Annotated in this window: 16 protein-coding genes; 2 read left to right on the top strand and 14 right to left on the bottom strand. The window is 73.1% G+C overall.

Going from position 1 to position 15,457, the window contains the following annotated elements; all coding sequences use genetic code 11:
• From ACFE60_RS11495 to ACFE60_RS11460, 8 genes are all read right to left on the bottom strand, one after another.
• Positions 1-1,373, bottom strand: a 1,373-nt coding sequence (locus ACFE60_RS11495; protein ID WP_375388995.1) for an NtaA/DmoA family FMN-dependent monooxygenase, incomplete at its 3' end; no start/stop codon positions are given.
• Between the two features lie 78 nt (positions 1,374-1,451).
• Complete coding sequence (locus ACFE60_RS11490; protein WP_375388994.1) at positions 1,452-2,330, bottom strand: nucleoside hydrolase; 879 nt, start codon at positions 2,328-2,330, stop codon at positions 1,452-1,454.
• 19 nt (positions 2,331-2,349) lie between these two features.
• On the bottom strand, positions 2,350-3,216 hold the full coding sequence (locus tag ACFE60_RS11485) for an ABC transporter permease (protein ID WP_375388993.1): 867 nt from the start codon (positions 3,214-3,216) through the stop codon (positions 2,350-2,352).
• Entirely contained in the window at positions 3,216-4,085 is an 870-nt protein-coding gene (locus ACFE60_RS11480) for an ABC transporter permease (RefSeq protein WP_375388992.1), read from the bottom strand. Before ACFE60_RS11480 ends, ACFE60_RS11485 begins: the two co-directional genes overlap by 1 nt.
• On the bottom strand, positions 4,078-4,917 hold the full coding sequence (locus ACFE60_RS11475; RefSeq protein ID WP_375388991.1) for an ABC transporter ATP-binding protein: 840 nt from the start codon (positions 4,915-4,917) through the stop codon (positions 4,078-4,080). Before ACFE60_RS11475 ends, ACFE60_RS11480 begins: the two co-directional genes overlap by 8 nt.
• Before the next feature lie 39 nt (positions 4,918-4,956).
• Positions 4,957-6,069: an ABC transporter substrate-binding protein gene (locus ACFE60_RS11470; protein ID WP_375388990.1), complete on the bottom strand. Its 1,113-nt coding sequence runs from the start codon at positions 6,067-6,069 to the stop codon at positions 4,957-4,959.
• A gap of 119 nt (positions 6,070-6,188) precedes the next feature.
• Positions 6,189-7,190: an adenosine deaminase gene (gene add, locus ACFE60_RS11465; RefSeq protein ID WP_375388989.1), complete on the bottom strand. Its 1,002-nt coding sequence runs from the start codon at positions 7,188-7,190 to the stop codon at positions 6,189-6,191.
• Positions 7,187-7,990, bottom strand: coding sequence for a nucleoside phosphorylase (locus ACFE60_RS11460; protein ID WP_375388988.1), 804 nt, complete (start codon positions 7,988-7,990; stop codon positions 7,187-7,189). Before ACFE60_RS11460 ends, add begins: the two co-directional genes overlap by 4 nt.
• A 45-nt stretch (positions 7,991-8,035) precedes the next feature.
• Here ACFE60_RS11460 and ACFE60_RS11455 point away from each other — a divergent pair, with 45 nt between their 5' ends.
• Positions 8,036-8,701, top strand: a complete 666-nt coding sequence (locus ACFE60_RS11455; RefSeq protein WP_375388987.1) for an HAD family hydrolase — start codon at positions 8,036-8,038, stop codon at positions 8,699-8,701.
• Entirely contained in the window at positions 8,698-8,820 is a 123-nt protein-coding gene (locus tag ACFE60_RS11450) for a hypothetical protein (RefSeq protein WP_375388986.1), read from the top strand. The genes ACFE60_RS11455 and ACFE60_RS11450 overlap by 4 nt, the downstream gene beginning before the upstream one ends.
• Before the next feature lie 46 nt (positions 8,821-8,866).
• Here ACFE60_RS11450 and ACFE60_RS11445 read toward each other — a convergent pair whose 3' ends face one another.
• From ACFE60_RS11445 to ACFE60_RS11420, 6 genes are all read right to left on the bottom strand, one after another.
• Entirely contained in the window at positions 8,867-9,859 is a 993-nt protein-coding gene (locus ACFE60_RS11445) for a hypothetical protein (RefSeq protein WP_375388985.1), read from the bottom strand.
• A 173-nt stretch (positions 9,860-10,032) separates the two neighbouring features.
• Entirely contained in the window at positions 10,033-10,863 is an 831-nt protein-coding gene (gene otsB / locus ACFE60_RS11440; RefSeq protein WP_375388984.1) for a trehalose-phosphatase, read from the bottom strand.
• Positions 10,863-12,347, bottom strand: coding sequence for a trehalose-6-phosphate synthase (locus tag ACFE60_RS11435; protein WP_375388983.1), 1,485 nt, complete (start codon positions 12,345-12,347; stop codon positions 10,863-10,865). The genes otsB and ACFE60_RS11435 overlap by 1 nt, the downstream gene beginning before the upstream one ends.
• Before the next feature lie 12 nt (positions 12,348-12,359).
• Positions 12,360-13,145, bottom strand: a complete 786-nt coding sequence (locus ACFE60_RS11430; protein WP_375388982.1) for a fructosamine kinase family protein — start codon at positions 13,143-13,145, stop codon at positions 12,360-12,362.
• A gap of 66 nt (positions 13,146-13,211) precedes the next feature.
• Positions 13,212-15,266, bottom strand: coding sequence for a YhgE/Pip family protein (locus tag ACFE60_RS11425; RefSeq protein WP_375388981.1), 2,055 nt, complete (start codon positions 15,264-15,266; stop codon positions 13,212-13,214).
• On the bottom strand, positions 15,263-15,457 hold a 195-nt coding region (locus ACFE60_RS11420; RefSeq protein ID WP_375388980.1), incomplete at its 5' end, for a hypothetical protein. The genes ACFE60_RS11420 and ACFE60_RS11425, both read right to left, overlap by 4 nt.

The following is a 15,457-nucleotide window of genomic DNA, read 5'->3' as shown; positions in this document are numbered from 1 at the left end:
GTGAGGCGGGCTCCGAAGTGGTCGCCGAGATGCGCGCCGTTGCCGATCAGCTGCTCGCGGAGGGTGCCGGTCGAGGGCTGGCCCGGGAGGCGGCCGCGGCGGCGCAGCTCCGGCACCACCCACCGCGCGAAGTCCTCGAGATCCGTCGGAGCGAAGATCGGCTCGAGCAGGAACCCGTCGAGATCCGTCTGCTCCATCAGGTCCTCCAGCTCGTCGGCGACCTCCGTCACCGAGCCCGTGACCTGGAACCCGCGGGTGCCGCGCCCCTTCAGCTGGTCCAGGATCTGCCGCACGGTCGGCGCCGGCGACCCGTCCTTCGGCAGGAAGCGGTCGATGTTGCTCTGCCCCAGCTGACCCACCGCGCCCCCGGCGGCGAGCTGCTCGAGCGAGCGGTCCGGGTCGAGCGACAGCAGGTCGATGCCGGTGTTGCCGGAGTAGAGGACGTTCACGACCTCGTCGGTCTGCAGCGCGTCGAACTCCGCGCGCTGGGCGACGGCCGCCTCGTGCGTCTCCCCCACCGTGACCGTGACGCCGACCATGATCCGGATCGACGCGGGATCGCGCCCCTCCGCGGCCGCCCGTGCGCGGATGTCGGCGACGTTCGCCGTCGTCGCGGCGACCGTGGTGCCCTGCACGAACACGCACTCCGCGTTGTGCGCAGCGTACGCACGCCCTCGGGCGGAGGTGCCGGCCTGGAACAGCACGGGCGTCCGCTGCGGGGACGGCGTCGTCGCGTACCAGCCGCTGGAGCGGTAGTGCTCCCCGGCGTACGCGATCTCGTGGACCTTGTCCGGGTCCGCGTAGCGGACCGCCTCCCGGTCCTCCTCCACGGCGTCGTCGTCCCACGCCGTCTGCCAGAACCGCAGCGCCAGCTCGAGGTACTCGTCCGCCTGGTCGTACCGGTCGTCGTGCTGCCGCATCTCGTCGTGCCCGAACAGCCGCGCGATCGCGTCCTGCGAGGACCCGGTCACGATGTTCCAGCCCACGCGACCCCCGGTCAGGTGATCGAGCGTTGAGAACGTGCGGGCCGTCTGCACCGGGTGGTCGAGCCCGGTGCCGGAGGTGAACACGAAGCCGAGCCGCTTCGTCTCGTACGCGAGCACCGGGATCAGGTAGCTGGGATCGATGCCCGGGAAGTTGATGCCGCCGGTCACCGACAGGGGGTGGAGGCGCCCCTGCACCGTCGGGTAGCCGTAGCCGCCGGCGAAGAAGAGGAAGTCGAAGCCGGCGTCGTCGAGCAGCTTCGCGATCTCGACCCAGTACCGCGGATCGCGGTACTCGATCGACCGGCTGCGCGGATGCGGCCAGCTGAGCGTGCCGCCGACCTGCACCGCCGCCACCTCGAACACGCCGAGCCGCATCCGCTTCGTCATCGTTCCTCCTCCATCTGCCACGTCGCGCGGTACTCCGCACCTTCGCGCGGTAGGTCGACCTACCGCGCGAGGGTGGAGCTACCGCGCGACGGGCTCCCGCTGCTCACCGAGGCCGCGCGCGATCCGGTCGGCCATCGCCGTCCGGGCCGCGTCGACGTCCACGCCCGTCGCGACGCGCACCGAGCCCTCGCGCCCGAGCCGGCGCACCGCGCCGGTCCGCGCCACCTCGACCGCGCCGGGCGGCGAGAAGGAGAACAGGTCCGGCTGCAGCATCGCGAGCGCGGTCAGCGGGTCGTGCGGCACCTCGAAGTCCTCGTCCCAGCGCGCCATCCACGAGCGCATCTCGGTCGCGAGGATCGCGCCGAGCGCGCCGCACGAGGCGAACCGGGCGATCTCCGCCTCCCCGAAGCGCACCTGCCGGGTCACGTCGATCCCGACCACCGTGATCGGCGTGCCGGACCCGAGCACGCGCTCGGCCGCGACGATGTCGGATGCGATGTTGTGCTCCAGCTCGGCGGGATCGGCCCAGTCGCCGCCCATCACCGTGATGCCGGCGACCTCGAGGCCCTCGTCGAGCGCCACGGCGACGGACGTCAGCGGGCCTATCGCCAGCAGCTCCGCATCGGCGGGACCGTCGAGCAGCAGCCGCACGCCGGCGGAGGGGTGGAGGGGGACGGAGCCGGGCAGCCCCGGCAGCGGGCCGTACGCGGCGCCCTCGATGCCGGCCCACCAGACGTCCTCGCCGGACAGCGTCGCCGTCTCCCCCGGCGCGACCTGCACGCCGCGGCCCGCGAGCTGCGCCATCCGCAGCACGATCCGGGTCCGCAGCGCCGTGTCGCCGTACGTCGTGCAGATCGCGTGGATCGACACCTCGGGCGAGCCCCAGAGGAGCGCGAGGGCGAGCTCGTCGTCGACGTCCGAGCCGAGATCGGTGTCGAGGAGAAGGGTCCGGGTCACGCGCCGACGGGACGGGCGATCATCGGCCGCCGGCCCTGCCCGCGTCGGGACCCCACTCCGCGAGCACCGCCGCCTCCACGAAGGTCGCGACCGTGTACAGCAGGATCGCGACGATCGTGACGAAGACCGTGACGGCCCAGATCTGCGGGTAGTCGAACTGCGCCTTCGCGGTCTGCACGGCGGCGCCCATGCCCTGGAACGTGAAGAGCCACTCGTAGAGCATCGCGCCGGTGATCGCGCCGGGCACGGCGATCCGCATGGAGGCGAAGAAGTGCGGCAGCGCGGTCGGGATCGCGACCTTGGTGAGCACGCTGAAGCGGCCGCCGCCGTTCACGTGGATGAGGTCGATCGACTGCCGGTTCGCGCTGCGCAGGCCGACGGTCACGTTCACCAGGATCGGGAACAGCACGACGATCGTGCCGATCAGGGCGGCGGTCAGCAGCCCGTCCCCGAACACCAGGTAGATGACCGGCGCCATGGCGAGCAGCGGCACGGTGCGCAGCAGCAGCGCGATCGGCATGAACATCGCCTCGATCGGCGCGAACAGGAAGAACGCGATCGCGATCAGCACCGAGAGCACGACGCCCACGACGAACCCGATGGCGGCGTGCCCGAGGGTCACCCCCAGCAGGGCGAAGATCGTCGCGCGGTGCTCGGCGGCGGTCCCGGTGATGCTGTCCTGCGTGAAGTAGCCGAGGACGTCGAGCGGCCCCTTTGCGATGAACGAGCTGATCGGGCTCGTCGAGACCGCGATCTGCCACAGCACGGCCAGGATGACGACGCAGACGAGGATCGTGCCGACGCTCGTCCCGATGCGGCGCAGCGTGTACCGCAGCGCGTTCGTGGACGCTGCCGCGCGCGGGCGGACGGCTGGAACGGCGACCATCAGGCCATCCCCTTCCCTGCGCCGTCGCTCGACCACGGGGTGAGCAGGCGGCCGATCAGACCGATGAGGAAGTAGGCGAGCCCCGCGATGCCGGCGGAGATCAGGGCGATGGCCCAGATCTGCAGCGACGTGTTCGTGGCGCTCGCGGCGAGCAGCTGCAGCCCCAGGCCGGAGTCAACGCCGATCAGGAAGTACTCGCCGAGCACCGCGCCGAGGAACGCCGCCGGCGCGGCGATCTTGAACGCGGCGAGCAGGCTCGGCGCCGCCGCGATCAGCCGGACCTTCCGCAGCTCCGTCAGCCGCGAGCCGCCGTACGCCCGGACGACGTCCAGCTGCGTGGCGCTCGCGGACCGCAGGCCGAGCAGCGCGCCGACGGTGGTGGTGAAGATGACGCTGAGCGCGGCCAGGAACACGCTCGTGATCCGGCTCTGCGCCGGCGACATCAGCGCCACGATCGGGCCGATCGCGGTGAGCGGCACGCACGACGCGACGACCGCCAGCTGGGTCGCCAGGCTCTCGGAGAACGGCAGCAGCAGCACGACGAAGGCGAGCGCCAGCGCGATCAGGTTGCCCCAGAGGTAGCCGAGGCCCGCGGAGGCGGACGTCTGCGCGATCGCGTTCCAGGTCACGCCGGTGCCCAGGTCCTGCACCAGGGTGACGACGACTCGCCACGGTGCCGGGACCGACCCGTCGCCCGCGGGCGAGAAGGACAGCGAGACGAGCTGCCAGACCACGACGATCACGACCACGCCCGCGCCGGCGACCGCCCACGAGGGCAGCCCCCGAACCGAGTCGACGAGGCGGGCGCGCGCGGCACCCTCCGCCTGCAGCCCGCTCGACTCGACCGCGTCGAGCCGGACGTCAGTCATCCACGACCCCGTGCGAGCCGAACAGGATCTCGGACAGCCGGTCCACGTACGCGTGGAACTCGGGGGTGCGCTGCAGCTCGGGCACCCTCGGGCGGGGCAGGTCGATCTCGACCACCTCCGCGATCCGGCCTGGGCGCGGGCTCATCACGGCGACGACGTCGGAGAGGAACACGGCCTCGCTGATGCCGTGCGTGACCATCAGCGTCGTCGCCGGCTTCTCGGTCCAGATGCGCAGCAGCTCGACGTTCATGCGCTGCCTGGTCATGTCGTCGAGCGCGCCGAACGGCTCGTCGAGCAGCATGATCGTCGGGTCCACCACGAGGCACCTGGCGATGGAGACGCGCTGCCGCATGCCGCCGGACAGCTGGGCGGGCTTCGCGTTCTCGAATCCCTTCAGGCCGACCAGCTCGACGAGGGCGTCGATCTTCTCCGGATCGGCGGTGATGCCCGCGACCTCGAGCGGCAGCCGGATGTTCTTCGCGACCGTGCGCCACGGCAGCAGCGCGGAGTCCTGGAACGCGATGCCGATCTCGTGCGCCTTCTGCACCTCAGCCGTCGGCCGGCCGTTCATCAGGGCCGTGCCGGTCGTCGGGGTGTCGAGGCCCGCGAGGATCCGCAGGATCGTCGACTTGCCGCAGCCGGAGGGACCGAGCAGCGAGAGGAAGGCGTTCTTCCGCGTGCCCAGGTCGACCGTCGAGAGGGCGTGCACCTGCTTGCGGCCGACGGTGAAGGTCTTGCTGAGGCCCTGGATGTTGATGCCGGTGGCGAGCTGCGGCTCGTCCAGGGGCCGGCTCGTCGCCGAGCCGGCCGGTGCGGTGGTCACGTCGGTCATGCGGTCCTCAGGGATCGAGGGGTGGGGCGGCGATCGACCTCAGCTGGTCGGGATGGTGAACGCCGTGATGAGGTCGGGGTTCTCCTTGTAGACCTCGGTGAGCAGCGACAGGTCGAACAGCTTGTCCGCCGTGATCTCGGTGCCCATGGCCTTCAGCGACGCGATGTTCTCGTCGATCAGGTCCTGCGTCATCGTGAAGAGGCCGTTCTTGTTCACATCCTCCGTCAGGATGAGGGTGTTCTGCGCCTCCGCCTCCTTGGTCTGCTCGTCCTTGTCCAGCTTCAGGTCCTTGCCGAACTTCGTGACCGCCAGCTCCGCCGACTTCGCCGGGTCCTTGACGGCGTCGGTCCAGCCCTTGATCTCCGCGACGAGGAACGCCTTCAGCAGGTCGCGCTTGGATTTGATCGCGTCGTCGGAGGCGGTGAAGGTCTCGGCGACGAACGGCAGGCCGTTGTCGGCGAAGCCCAGGACGACCGGCGTGAACCCGTCCGCCTCCGCGAGGATCGGCTCGTTCGTGATGTACGACATGTGCGCGTCGTAGCTGCCCTTCTCGAGCGGCGCGATGTCGTACTGCGTCGTGACGAGCTCGACGTCGGACGTCGTCATCCCGTTCGCCTTGAGGAAGCCCTCGAAGATCGTCTGGTTGCCGCCTGACTGCACGCCGATCTTCTTGCCCTTCAGGTCGGCGAGGGTCTTGATCGGCGTCTTCTCCTGCAGCGACATCAGGCAGAAGGGGTTCTTCTGGAACGTCGTGCCGATGACCTTGAGCGGGGCGCCCTTCAGGATCGCCGGCGCCGTCAGGGAGACGGAGGAGAGGCCGACGAGGGCCTTGCCGGAGAGGATCGCGTCCTCGGCGCCGGTGCTGCCGCCGCCCGCGAGGAGTGTGACCTCGTCGAAGCCCGCATCCGTGTAGTGCCCGTTCTCGGTGGCGAAGTACTCGCCCGCGAACTCGATGTTCTTGATCCAGGAGAGCTGGATCGCGATGGTGCCGTAGCTGGCCTTGCCGCTCGCGGCGCCACCGGTGGCGGTGCTGCCGCTCGTGCCGGAGCACGCGGCGAGCAGGAGGCCGCCGCCCACGACGCCCGCGCCGACCCCGCCCAAGCGGAGGAAGGAGCGCCGATCGAAGGCGGAGGAGATGGTCTGGTTCGGCATGCGGGTCCTCTTCCGTGCAGGGGACGGGTGCTGTGTCCGGCCGACGGTAGCCAGGGCGCGTTTCGCCGACGTTTCGGGCCGGTCACGATCGCGGTCGCCGTCGTTCGGGTCGGATCGGGTCACCGCGCCAGCGCCGTCGCGACGGCCCTGCGCTCGTCCGCCGTGAGGAAGGCCGCCTCCACCGCGACCGCGTCGAGGGCCGCCAGGTCGGTCGTGGAGAAGCCGAGGCGCTCCCCGAGCACCGCCCGCTCGGCCGACAGCAGCGACCCCGTCTGGACCGGGTTGTCGTCGCCGAGCACGAGCCGCACGCCGGCGTCGAGGAACGTGCGAGCGGGGTGGTCCTCGACCCGGGCGATCGCGCCCGTGTACACGTTCGACGTCGGGCAGATCTCGATCACCACGCCCTCGTCCGCCGCCCGGCGCAGCGCCTCCGGGTCCTCCGCCAGGTGGGCGCCGTGCCCGATCCGCCCGACGCCGAGCACCCGCACGGCGTCCGCGACCGCCTGCGGCCCGGCGGCCTCCGCCGCGTGGCAGGTGAGTCCCAGGCCGGCGGCCGCGGCGATGCGGAAGGCCGGCGCGAACGGCTCGAGGTCCGGCCAGCGGGACTCGTCCCCAGCGAGGTCGAAGCCGGTGACGCCGGTGCCCGCAGCGCGGGCGGCGGCGCGGGCGACGGCCTCGTTGGTGCGCTGGTCGTGGTGGCGGAGGGCCGCGACGACGATCCCCGCCGGGATCCCGGTGGCGGCTGTGCCCTCCCGCACCCCGGCCGCCGCGGCGCGGACGACGTCGTCCAGCCCGTGCTCGCCCGTGACGTGGGTCGCGGGACCGAACCGCAGCTCGAGGTGCACCTGGCCGTCCGCGGCCGCGTCGACGACCGCCTCGAACGCGATGCGCCGCACCGCGTCGGGATCCCGGAAAAGCGGGTAGCTCGCGGCGACGCACGCGAGGTAGGCGGTGAGGTCGCCCGCCTCCTGCAGCCGCAGGGCGGCCGCCCAGCCCTGCGCCGGCGCGGGAGCGCCGAGGTCCTTCGCGAGGGAGGCCGCGGTGGCCGGTCGCACCCGTCCCTCCAGATGCGAGTGGAGGTCGAGGCCTGCGCCGCTCCTCCCCTCCCGCTCGGTCGTCACGCGGCGTCGCCGCGCGTCGGAACCGGCGCCGGGGAGCCCAGCCCGAGCGACACGGCGGCCTCGAGGGCGGCCTCGATGCTCGCCATCCAGCCGGCGTGGAGGCGGTCCTTCGTCCCCGCGTAGAGGCTCGCGCCGTCGACCAGGTTGCTCGAGCAGGCGCAGATCATGCCGGCACGCACGCCGCGCAGCCGCGCCACGACGAAGAGCGCGCTCGACTCCATCTCGATGTTGAGGACGCCCTCGCGCCGCAGCCGCTCGATCCACTCCGGCCCCTCGGCGTAGAAGGCGTCGTCGCTCGCGTTCAGCCCGTTCAGGGCGGCGACCCCCTCCCGCTCGGCGATCCGCGCGGCCTGCCGCTCGAGCTCGATCGTGATCGGCAGGTCCGGCACCGCCGGGTAGCCGGGATGCACGTACGCCGCGGTCGTGCCGTCGTTCCGCAGGGTGCCCTCGCTGACGAGCAGGTCGCCCGGACGCACGCCGGGCTGCACGGCGGCGGAGCTGCCGACGCGGATGAGGCTCGTCACCCCGACCCGGATCAGCTCCTCCGCCGCGATCGCGGTCGACGGGCAGCCCATGCCGGTCGAGGTGGCGGTGATCAGCTGCCCCTTGTACATGCCGATCATGGTGCGGTGCTCCCGCTGGTGCGCGACCTCGCGGACGTCCGAGAGGAACTCCGCGACGAGCGGCACCCGGAACGGATCCCCCGGCAGCAGGGCGACCGTGCCCACCTCCCCCGGCGCGATGCCGATGTGGTACTGCCGCTCACCCAGGCCGGCGGTGCTCTTGTCGACCGTGCTCATCGTCGCTCCCTCGTTCGTGCCCGATGCGCGGGTAGCGTACGGACGATGCGTTCCGGCCCTGTTTCGTCCGCGTCGCGCCTCGTCGTGCTCGACTTCGACGGCACCGTCGCGGTCGGCGACGAACCGGTGCTCGACTACTTCCGCGGCGTCGCGGGCGGCGCCGCCGACGACGCCTTCGCGCACTGGGTCGGGACCGGCGACGGCTACCGGGACGGCTACTCGCTGGTCGCCGAGTGGGCGCGGGCCCACGGGGTGGCGGAGGAGGTGCGGTCCGCCGCGTACGCGCGCAGCCGCGCGGGGCTGCATGACGGGGACCTCCAGGTGGTCGCGCCGGACGGCCTCGCCGATGTGCTGGCGCGGCGGCCCGCCGACGTGCGGTGCGTGCTCGTGACCAACGCGCCCGTCGACGGCATCGAGCCGGTGCTCGCCCGGCTGGGGCTCGACGGGCGCCTGGACGCGCTGATCGGCGACGCCGGGAAGCCGGGCGGGATGGGCGCCGTGCTGGCCAGGCTGCTGGCCGAGGCGGGGCTCGCGCCCGACCGCCTCCTGTCCGTCGGCGACGTGTGGGCCAACGACCTCGAGCCGGCCGCCGCGATCGGAGCGGCGACCGCGTTCGTCGACCGCTTCGGCCTGGGCGACGGCGACCCGACCTTCCGGGCCGCGACCCTCACGGCGCTGCTGCCCGACATCGAGCGCTGGTGGTCCGCATGACGCTTCTGGTGGTCGGCGGCCTGCTGCTCGGCATCGGCCTCGCGACGTTCCTCGCGACCCGGATCGCCCGCCTGGTCGCCTGGTTCCGCCGGCGGCGCGGCCGCTGGTCGAGCCGCTGAGGGACAGTTGTCGCTGCACCGGCGGTCGCATCTGTCCCTCGGCGGCTCACGGACGTGTCGGGACGCGTGGCCGGGGCACGGCGTCGCGCGCCGCCGCGGCGTAGTCGGCCAGCGTCGCTGCGCGTCGCGGAGGGACGACGCCGAACGCGGCCAACCGAGGGCGGAGCAGCAGGTGGTCGGCCGCCTCGCGGTAGCCCCATCTGGCGAGCCCGTCGACCATCGGCAGCACACGATCCTCCCGGCGCTTCTCCTCCCAGACCGCCATCCCCGCACCCTGCTTCGCGAGCGCCGGGTCGAGGTACTTGACCCGGCCGTCGGCCTCCCCGCCCACGCGGACGCGACGGAACCAGAAGTCCAGCCACGCGACGAAGCCGAGATCGTCCCACAGCAGGTGCTGCAGCTCTGGCGGCTCGATCCCGAGGCGGAGCATCCCGACGCGGCTGAGCGACTCGTTCGCGCCCTCCCCACCGGGGTGCGCGAAGTCGATCACGTGCTGGATGCGCCGAGCAGCCTGCCTCGGCCCTGCCAGGTCGGCGGCCTGGAGCAGCAGCGACCTGGGCGCACCCGTTCGCAGCACCGCGTCCGCGGCCATCACCCCCTCGCCGAACGGCGCGGCTCCCGCCACGTCGACGACCGTTCGCTCGGGGGTCGTGACGAGCAGCCCTCCGACCACCATCACCTCCGACGGCAGGAGTGGGAACACATGCCCCGCGACCCCGTCGCGACCGCGCTCCGTCGCGCTCCCGACGGTGGTGTGCACCCGCGCGAGTCGGCTCCGCATGTGCGGGTGCCCGTGCACCACCTCGGCGGAGAAGTGCGAGAACACGACCGGTTCCGGAGCCACGGCCGCGACGCCTCGCATCCGGACGACGTGCTGCTCCTCCGGCGTCCCCGTCTCGAAGGCCGCGCGATCGACCGCGACCCCGCGTCGAAGCCGTTCGAGCTCCCGCCGCTCGACCCGGCGGGCGGGCTCGCGGCGCTCCGCGTCGTCGTGCGAGCCGTCCCGAACGACGAACAACCGCTGCGTCCACGGGTCCATGGCAGGCATCGTGCCCGGTGGGGGAACGGTGTGCCGGGTCCGGCGGTGTGGAGGAGCGGATGCGTCACCGACGCCCCTGGACCCTCCTCGAGGAGTTGCGACGCGCAGGGACAGATGTCGCCGCCGAAGCAGGCGCATCTGCCCCTCAGCGGCGCAATCTCGGCGGGCGGGCGCTAGTTGGTGCCGGGGGCGTCGTGCTCGCGGGTCTCGCGCAGGTTCGCGAGCAGCGAGAGCACCGCGGCGACCTCCTTCGGGCTCGTCACCCGGTGGTCGGCGGCGGTCGGGCCGTCGCCGATCTTCAGCCCGAAGTCGTCGGCGCCCAGCGCCACGAAGGCGTCCTCGTCCGTGACGTCGTCGCCCGCGTAGAACACCGCGCTCGCGTGGGTGTACCGGCGGAGGTGCTCGACCGCCTCACCCTTCGTCGTCGACCGGACGGAGAACTCGATGACGTTCTTGCCGAGGCGCACCTTCGCGTCCGGCGCCTCCGCCTTCAGCTCGTTGATCGCCACCAGGTGCGCGACCCGGCTGTGCCGGTCGGTGGCGAGCCGGGTGTGCAGCGCGAAGCCCGCGGGCTTCGGCTCGAGCCACACGGAGTCGAGCGTGTCCGCGATCTGGTCCAGCACCTGGCCGAGGACGTCGAGCTGCTGCCGCTCCGCCGCGTCCAGCGCGAGGACGTCCTCGGGGTCGTCGAGCCGCAGCTCGATGCCGTGCGACCCGACCAGCAGCACCCGGTCGTCGAACGACGCCACCTGCTCGAGGTCCCGCAGCGAGCGGCCGGAGACGAGCGCGACCCGGGTGTCGGGCAGCTCGATCAGGCGCTCGACCGCGCGCCGCGCCTCGGGCGTCGCCCGCGCCGTCTCCGGGTCGTCGACCACCGGCGCGAGGGTGCCGTCGAAGTCGAGGGCGATCAGCAGCCGCTGCGCGCCCGCCAACGTGCCGAGCGCGTCGCGGAGCGCCCGCCGGACGCCGCTGCCCGACTGGCCGACCCGGTCGTCGATCGCCATCAGTCCTCCGTCGCGGCCGCGGCCTGCGCGGACGCCCTCGGACGGATCGCGGCGAGGGCCTCGAGGAAGTCCCTCGACCAGCGCTCGACGTCGTGCACGAGCACCCGGTGGCGCAGGGCGCGCATCCGGGTCCGCCGCTCCGCGCGGGTCATGTGCACCGCGGTGAGCATCGCCCGCTTCAGCCCGTCGATGTCGTGCGGGTTGATCAACAGCGCCTGCTTCAGCTCGTCCGCCGCGCCGGCGAACTCGCTGAGCACCAGCACCCCGTCGTCGTCCCCCCTGGTCGCGACGTACTCCTTCGCGACGAGGTTCATCCCGTCCCGCAACGCGGTCACCAGCATCACGTCGGCGGCGAGGAACAGCGCGACCATCTCCTCCCGCGGGTAGCCGTGGTGGAGGTAGTTGATCGCGGAGTGCCGGATGGTGCCGTACTCGCCGTTCACCCGGCCGACGGTCAGCTCGATCTCGTCGCGCAGCGCGCGGTAGGTCTCGACCCGCTCGCGGCTGGGGCTCGCGATCTGCACGAGGACCGTGTCGTCGACGTCCAGCTTGCCCTCGGCCAGCAGCTCCGCGTACGCGGTGAAGCGGTGCTGGATGCCCTTGGTGTAGTCGAGCCGGTCGACGCCGAGCATGATCGTGCCCGGGTCGCCGAGATCGTCCCGGATCTGCTGGGCGCGCGCCCGCACGGCCGGATCCTCCACCAGTGCCACGTACGCCTTCGCGTCGATCGAGATCGGGAAGTGCTTCGCCACCACGGAGCGCGGACGGTCCGACATCGAGTTCGGCCACCGCCCCTCCCCCGCCGCGGGCAGCTCGACGCGCCCGTGCGGGGTCTGCACCTTGAACAGCCGCCGGACGGCGCGGAGGAAGTTGCCCGCGTCCGCGCGGCGCTGGAAGCCGATCAGGTCGGCGCCGAGCAGGCCCTCGACGATCTGCAGCCGCCACGGCAGCTGGGAGAACAGGCCGTACGCCGGGAACGGGATGTGGTTGAAGAAGCCGATCACGAGATCGGGGCGCAGCTCTCGCAGCATCCGCGGCACGAGCTGCAGCTGGTAGTCCTGCACCCAGACGGTGCCGTTCTGCGCGGCGACCTCCGCGGCGGCCTCCGCGAACTGCTGGTTCACGGCGACGTACGCGTCCCAGAACCGCCGGCTGTAGGTGGGCTGCGCGATGACGTCGTGGTAGAGCGGCCAGATCGTGTCGTTCGAGAAGCCCTCGTAGTACAGCTCGACCGCCTCGGCGGAGAGGCGGACCGGCACGAGGTGCAGGTCGTCGGCTTCGAAGGGCTGCTGGTCGTCGTCCGCGACGCCGGTCCAGCCGACCCACGCGCCGTCGTTCGCCCGCATGACGGGCTCGAGCGCGGTGACGAGCCCGCCGGGCGACGGCTTCCACGAGGGGGTGCCGTCGTGCGCGAGCACGCGGTCGACCGGGAGGCGGTTCGAGACGACCACGAAGTCGAACCGTTCGCTCCCGGTGTCCGTCATGTCGCCATCAGGCTACCCGCCGGGCGCTGCGGGCAGATCGAGCACGCTCCGCGCCGCCGCGACGAGCGGCGGGGCGTAGGTCGGCCCGTGGCTCGCGGCGTGGACCGCGAGGGGGTGCAGCTGGTGCAGACCGATGCGGTCCTCCCAGCCCGGGCGGAGGGGGTGCTGCGCACGGTAGCCCGCGTACACCTCCGCCAGGTGGGGGCAGCCGAAGAGCGCGAGCATCGCCAGGTCGGTCTCCCGGTGGCCGCCGGACGCGGCCGGGTCGATGAGCACCGCGCCGTCGGCGGTCCACTGCACGTTGCCGTTCCAGAGGTCGCCGTGGAGGCGGGCCGCCGGCTCGCCGTCGTCGAGGTCCCCGGAGGCGAGGCGGTCGCATGCCTCGCGGAGGAGCCGCAGGTCCGATCCGCCGATGGCGCCGCGCTCGGCTGCGCGCTCCGCGTACGGCACCACCCGCTCGGCGCAGTAGAACGCGCCCCATGCGGGCCACCCCTCCGTTCGGGTGCTGAGCCGCTGGTTCCCGATGAAGGTCGGGCCGGCCCAGTCGCCTGGCGGCACGCCGAACGCGCGGGCGCCGGCGTCGTGCGTGACGGCGAGGTCGCCGCCGAGCGCCCTCGCGTGCAGGGCCGTCGGCCGGTCGATCGCGAGCGCAGCCAGGTCGATCCGGCCCGGCTCGACGGCGAGGACCTCGACGACCCGCGCGCCGCCCGCCTCCGCCAGCCAGCGCAGGCCCGCGGCCTCCGCCTCGAAGAACCCCGCCGGCGCGTCCGCCCGCCGCTTCGTGTGCACCCGCGTCACGGTCCTCGAGGGTAGGCATCCGTTCCGTTTCGTAGGTCTGCCACACCTACGAAACGAAACGGGTGGCTAGGTGAGGGCGGGGGTCGCGCTGAAGAGCGCCGTCGACGTCCGCCTGCGGGCGACCACCGCGACGGTGAGGACGAAGGCGAGCAGCGCCCACAGCGCGAGCGAGAACAGCCCCGAGGCGACCGCCGCCCCGGAGGCGCCCGTCAGCACGGCGGTCGTCGCGTTCACCGCCGCGGTGAGCGGCAGGAAGGGACTGATCGCCTGGAACGGCGCGGACACCAGCTGGATCGGATAGATCCCGCCGACCGCGACCAGCTGCACGCCGAGCAGCACGATCGAGACCACGGTGCCCGCCGCGCCGAGCAGCGCCTGCAGCAGCTGGTGGATCGCGAGGAACGCGATGCCCGCCACGACCGCCACGAGGAACAGCGGCACGAGCGCACCCCACGAGACGCCGAGCGTCGAGGCGACGACGACCACGATCAGCACCGCCTGCACGACCGCGACGACCACGCCGCGCAGCAGCGCCCCGCCGACCAGCCGTCCGGTGCCCACCCCGGTCGAGAGGAGGCGCCGGGACACCGCGCCGAACAGCAGCACGAGCGCGGCCGCGCCGATCCACAGGCCGACCGGCACGATCAGCGTGGAGACGATCTGGCCGGGCCCGGACAGCGCGTTCGCGCGGGTGGCGGAGGCGTCCACCGGGTTCGCCACGACCTTGCCGGCCTGCTGCTGCTGCGCCTTCGTGAGATTCGGCACCTGCTTCGCCCCGTCGGAGAGCCCGGATCCCAGCTTGTCAGCGCCGTCGGCGAGCTTCGAGGCCCCCGTGGCGCTCCTGCGGACGCCGTCGGTCAGCTGCGACGCGCCGGTCGACAGCCGGTCGGCTCCGGAGCCGAGCTGCGCCGCTCCCGTCGCCAGGCGGTCAGCGCCGCTCGCGGCGGAGCGGATGCCCGCCGGCAGCTTCGCGAGGCCGCCGGCGAGCGACGAGACGCCGCGGTCGAGGGAGGCGCCGCCCGACGACAGCCTCGGGCCGGAGGCGCGCAGCGTCGCGATCCCGGCCGAGCCGGCGAGCTGCGACGAGCCGGCCGCCAGCTGCGACTGGCCGCCCGAGATCGTGTCCAGCTGCCCGGCGAGCTGCGTCAGCGTGCCCGAAGCCTGCGCCGACAGCGTGGGGTCGCCCGCGGCGAGCTGCCGCAGCGCGCCGGCGATCGTGCCGGTGCCCGACGCGAGCCTCGACTGGGCCGCTGCGGAGGTCTTCGACCCCGACACGACGCCGTCGAGCAGCGTGTCCACGCCCTTCGTGTACTTCGTGACGCCGTCCGTGTAGGTGTCGACCCCGCCGGACAGCCGCTTCGCGCCGTCCGCGGCGCTCTGCGCTCCTGCGGCGGCCGTGTCCAAGCCGTTGCCGAGGGAGCTCGCGCCGTTGGCGATGCCGCGGGCGCCGTCGCCGAGGGAGGTGGCGCCGGACGCGAGCCCGTCGCCGCCGTCCGCCGCCTTCGACAGCCCGGAGGACAGCGAGGTCGCGCCGTCGCCGAGGCTCGACGCCCCGTCCGCCGCCTTCAGCAGCGAGCTGCGGACGGTCGCGTAGCCGCCGTAGAGGCCGGACACGACGCTCGTCGTGATCTGGCCGCCGACCGTGGAGGCGATGGTGTCGCCGACGACGCCGCCGATCTGGCTGACGAGGGTGCCGTGCGCGTCGTCGGTCCGGATGCTGATGTCGGCCTGCTTGGGCGTGGCCGTCGAGACGGTCGAGATCGACTTCGAGAAGCTCTTCGGGATCGTGACGATCGCGTAGACGTCGCCGTCGGCGAGCATCTGCGCGGCGTCCTTCGTGTTGGTCAGCGTCCAGTCGATGCCGGCGCCCGCCGGCGCGTCGGCGGCGGCGGGCTTCGTGAGCCCGGTCACCACGAGCCGGCCGGCCGCGACCGTGGTCGTCGTGCCGTCGTCGTTCTTCGTCTGCACGAGGGCGTCGTCGTTGACGAGCGCGGCCGGGATGCGCGCGGTGCCGGCGTCGGCGGCGGCGAGCGCCGCGACGAACACGCCGAGCACGACCGCGGGGACGATCGCGACGACGAGCAGCCGGGTGAGCGGGGCCCTGAGGATGCGGGCGATCATGCGGAGACCTCTCTGCGGGTCGGGGCGGCGCCGACGTGGGTCGTGGCGCGGGCGGGGTCGGCGGTGACGATGAGGGCGGCGCGGTCGCCCTCCGCCACGAGGTCGAGCAGCGCGGCGAGGCGTCCTTGCGCCTCGGGGCCGAGATCGCCCGCGTCGTCGACGACGTCCGCCGCACCGCCTGCCGCGGCCGC

This window comes from uncultured Amnibacterium sp. (assembly GCF_964245895.1).
Taxonomy (GTDB): domain Bacteria; phylum Actinomycetota; class Actinomycetes; order Actinomycetales; family Microbacteriaceae; genus Amnibacterium.
Note: the sequence above shows the minus strand (reverse complement) of the source record. Positions and strands in the feature narration are given on the sequence as shown.

Coding starts and splice junctions, on each gene's coding strand:
- ACFE60_RS11485 (WP_375388993.1), bottom strand. CDS start 3,216: ATGGTCGCCGTTCCAGCCGTCCGCCCGCGCGCGGCAGCGTCCACGAAC.
- ACFE60_RS11480 (WP_375388992.1), bottom strand. CDS start 4,085: ATGACTGACGTCCGGCTCGACGCGGTCGAGTCGAGCGGGCTGCAGGCG.
- ACFE60_RS11475 (WP_375388991.1), bottom strand. CDS start 4,917: ATGACCGACGTGACCACCGCACCGGCCGGCTCGGCGACGAGCCGGCCC.
- ACFE60_RS11470 (WP_375388990.1), bottom strand. CDS start 6,069: ATGCCGAACCAGACCATCTCCTCCGCCTTCGATCGGCGCTCCTTCCTC.
- ACFE60_RS11460 (WP_375388988.1), bottom strand. CDS start 7,990: ATGAGCACGGTCGACAAGAGCACCGCCGGCCTGGGTGAGCGGCAGTAC.
- ACFE60_RS11455 (WP_375388987.1), top strand. CDS start 8,036: ATGCGTTCCGGCCCTGTTTCGTCCGCGTCGCGCCTCGTCGTGCTCGAC.
- ACFE60_RS11450 (WP_375388986.1), top strand. CDS start 8,698: ATGACGCTTCTGGTGGTCGGCGGCCTGCTGCTCGGCATCGGCCTCGCG.
- ACFE60_RS11445 (WP_375388985.1), bottom strand. CDS start 9,859: ATGGACCCGTGGACGCAGCGGTTGTTCGTCGTTCGGGACGGCTCGCAC.
- otsB (WP_375388984.1), bottom strand. CDS start 10,863: ATGGCGATCGACGACCGGGTCGGCCAGTCGGGCAGCGGCGTCCGGCGG.
- ACFE60_RS11435 (WP_375388983.1), bottom strand. CDS start 12,347: ATGACGGACACCGGGAGCGAACGGTTCGACTTCGTGGTCGTCTCGAAC.
- ACFE60_RS11425 (WP_375388981.1), bottom strand. CDS start 15,266: ATGATCGCCCGCATCCTCAGGGCCCCGCTCACCCGGCTGCTCGTCGTC.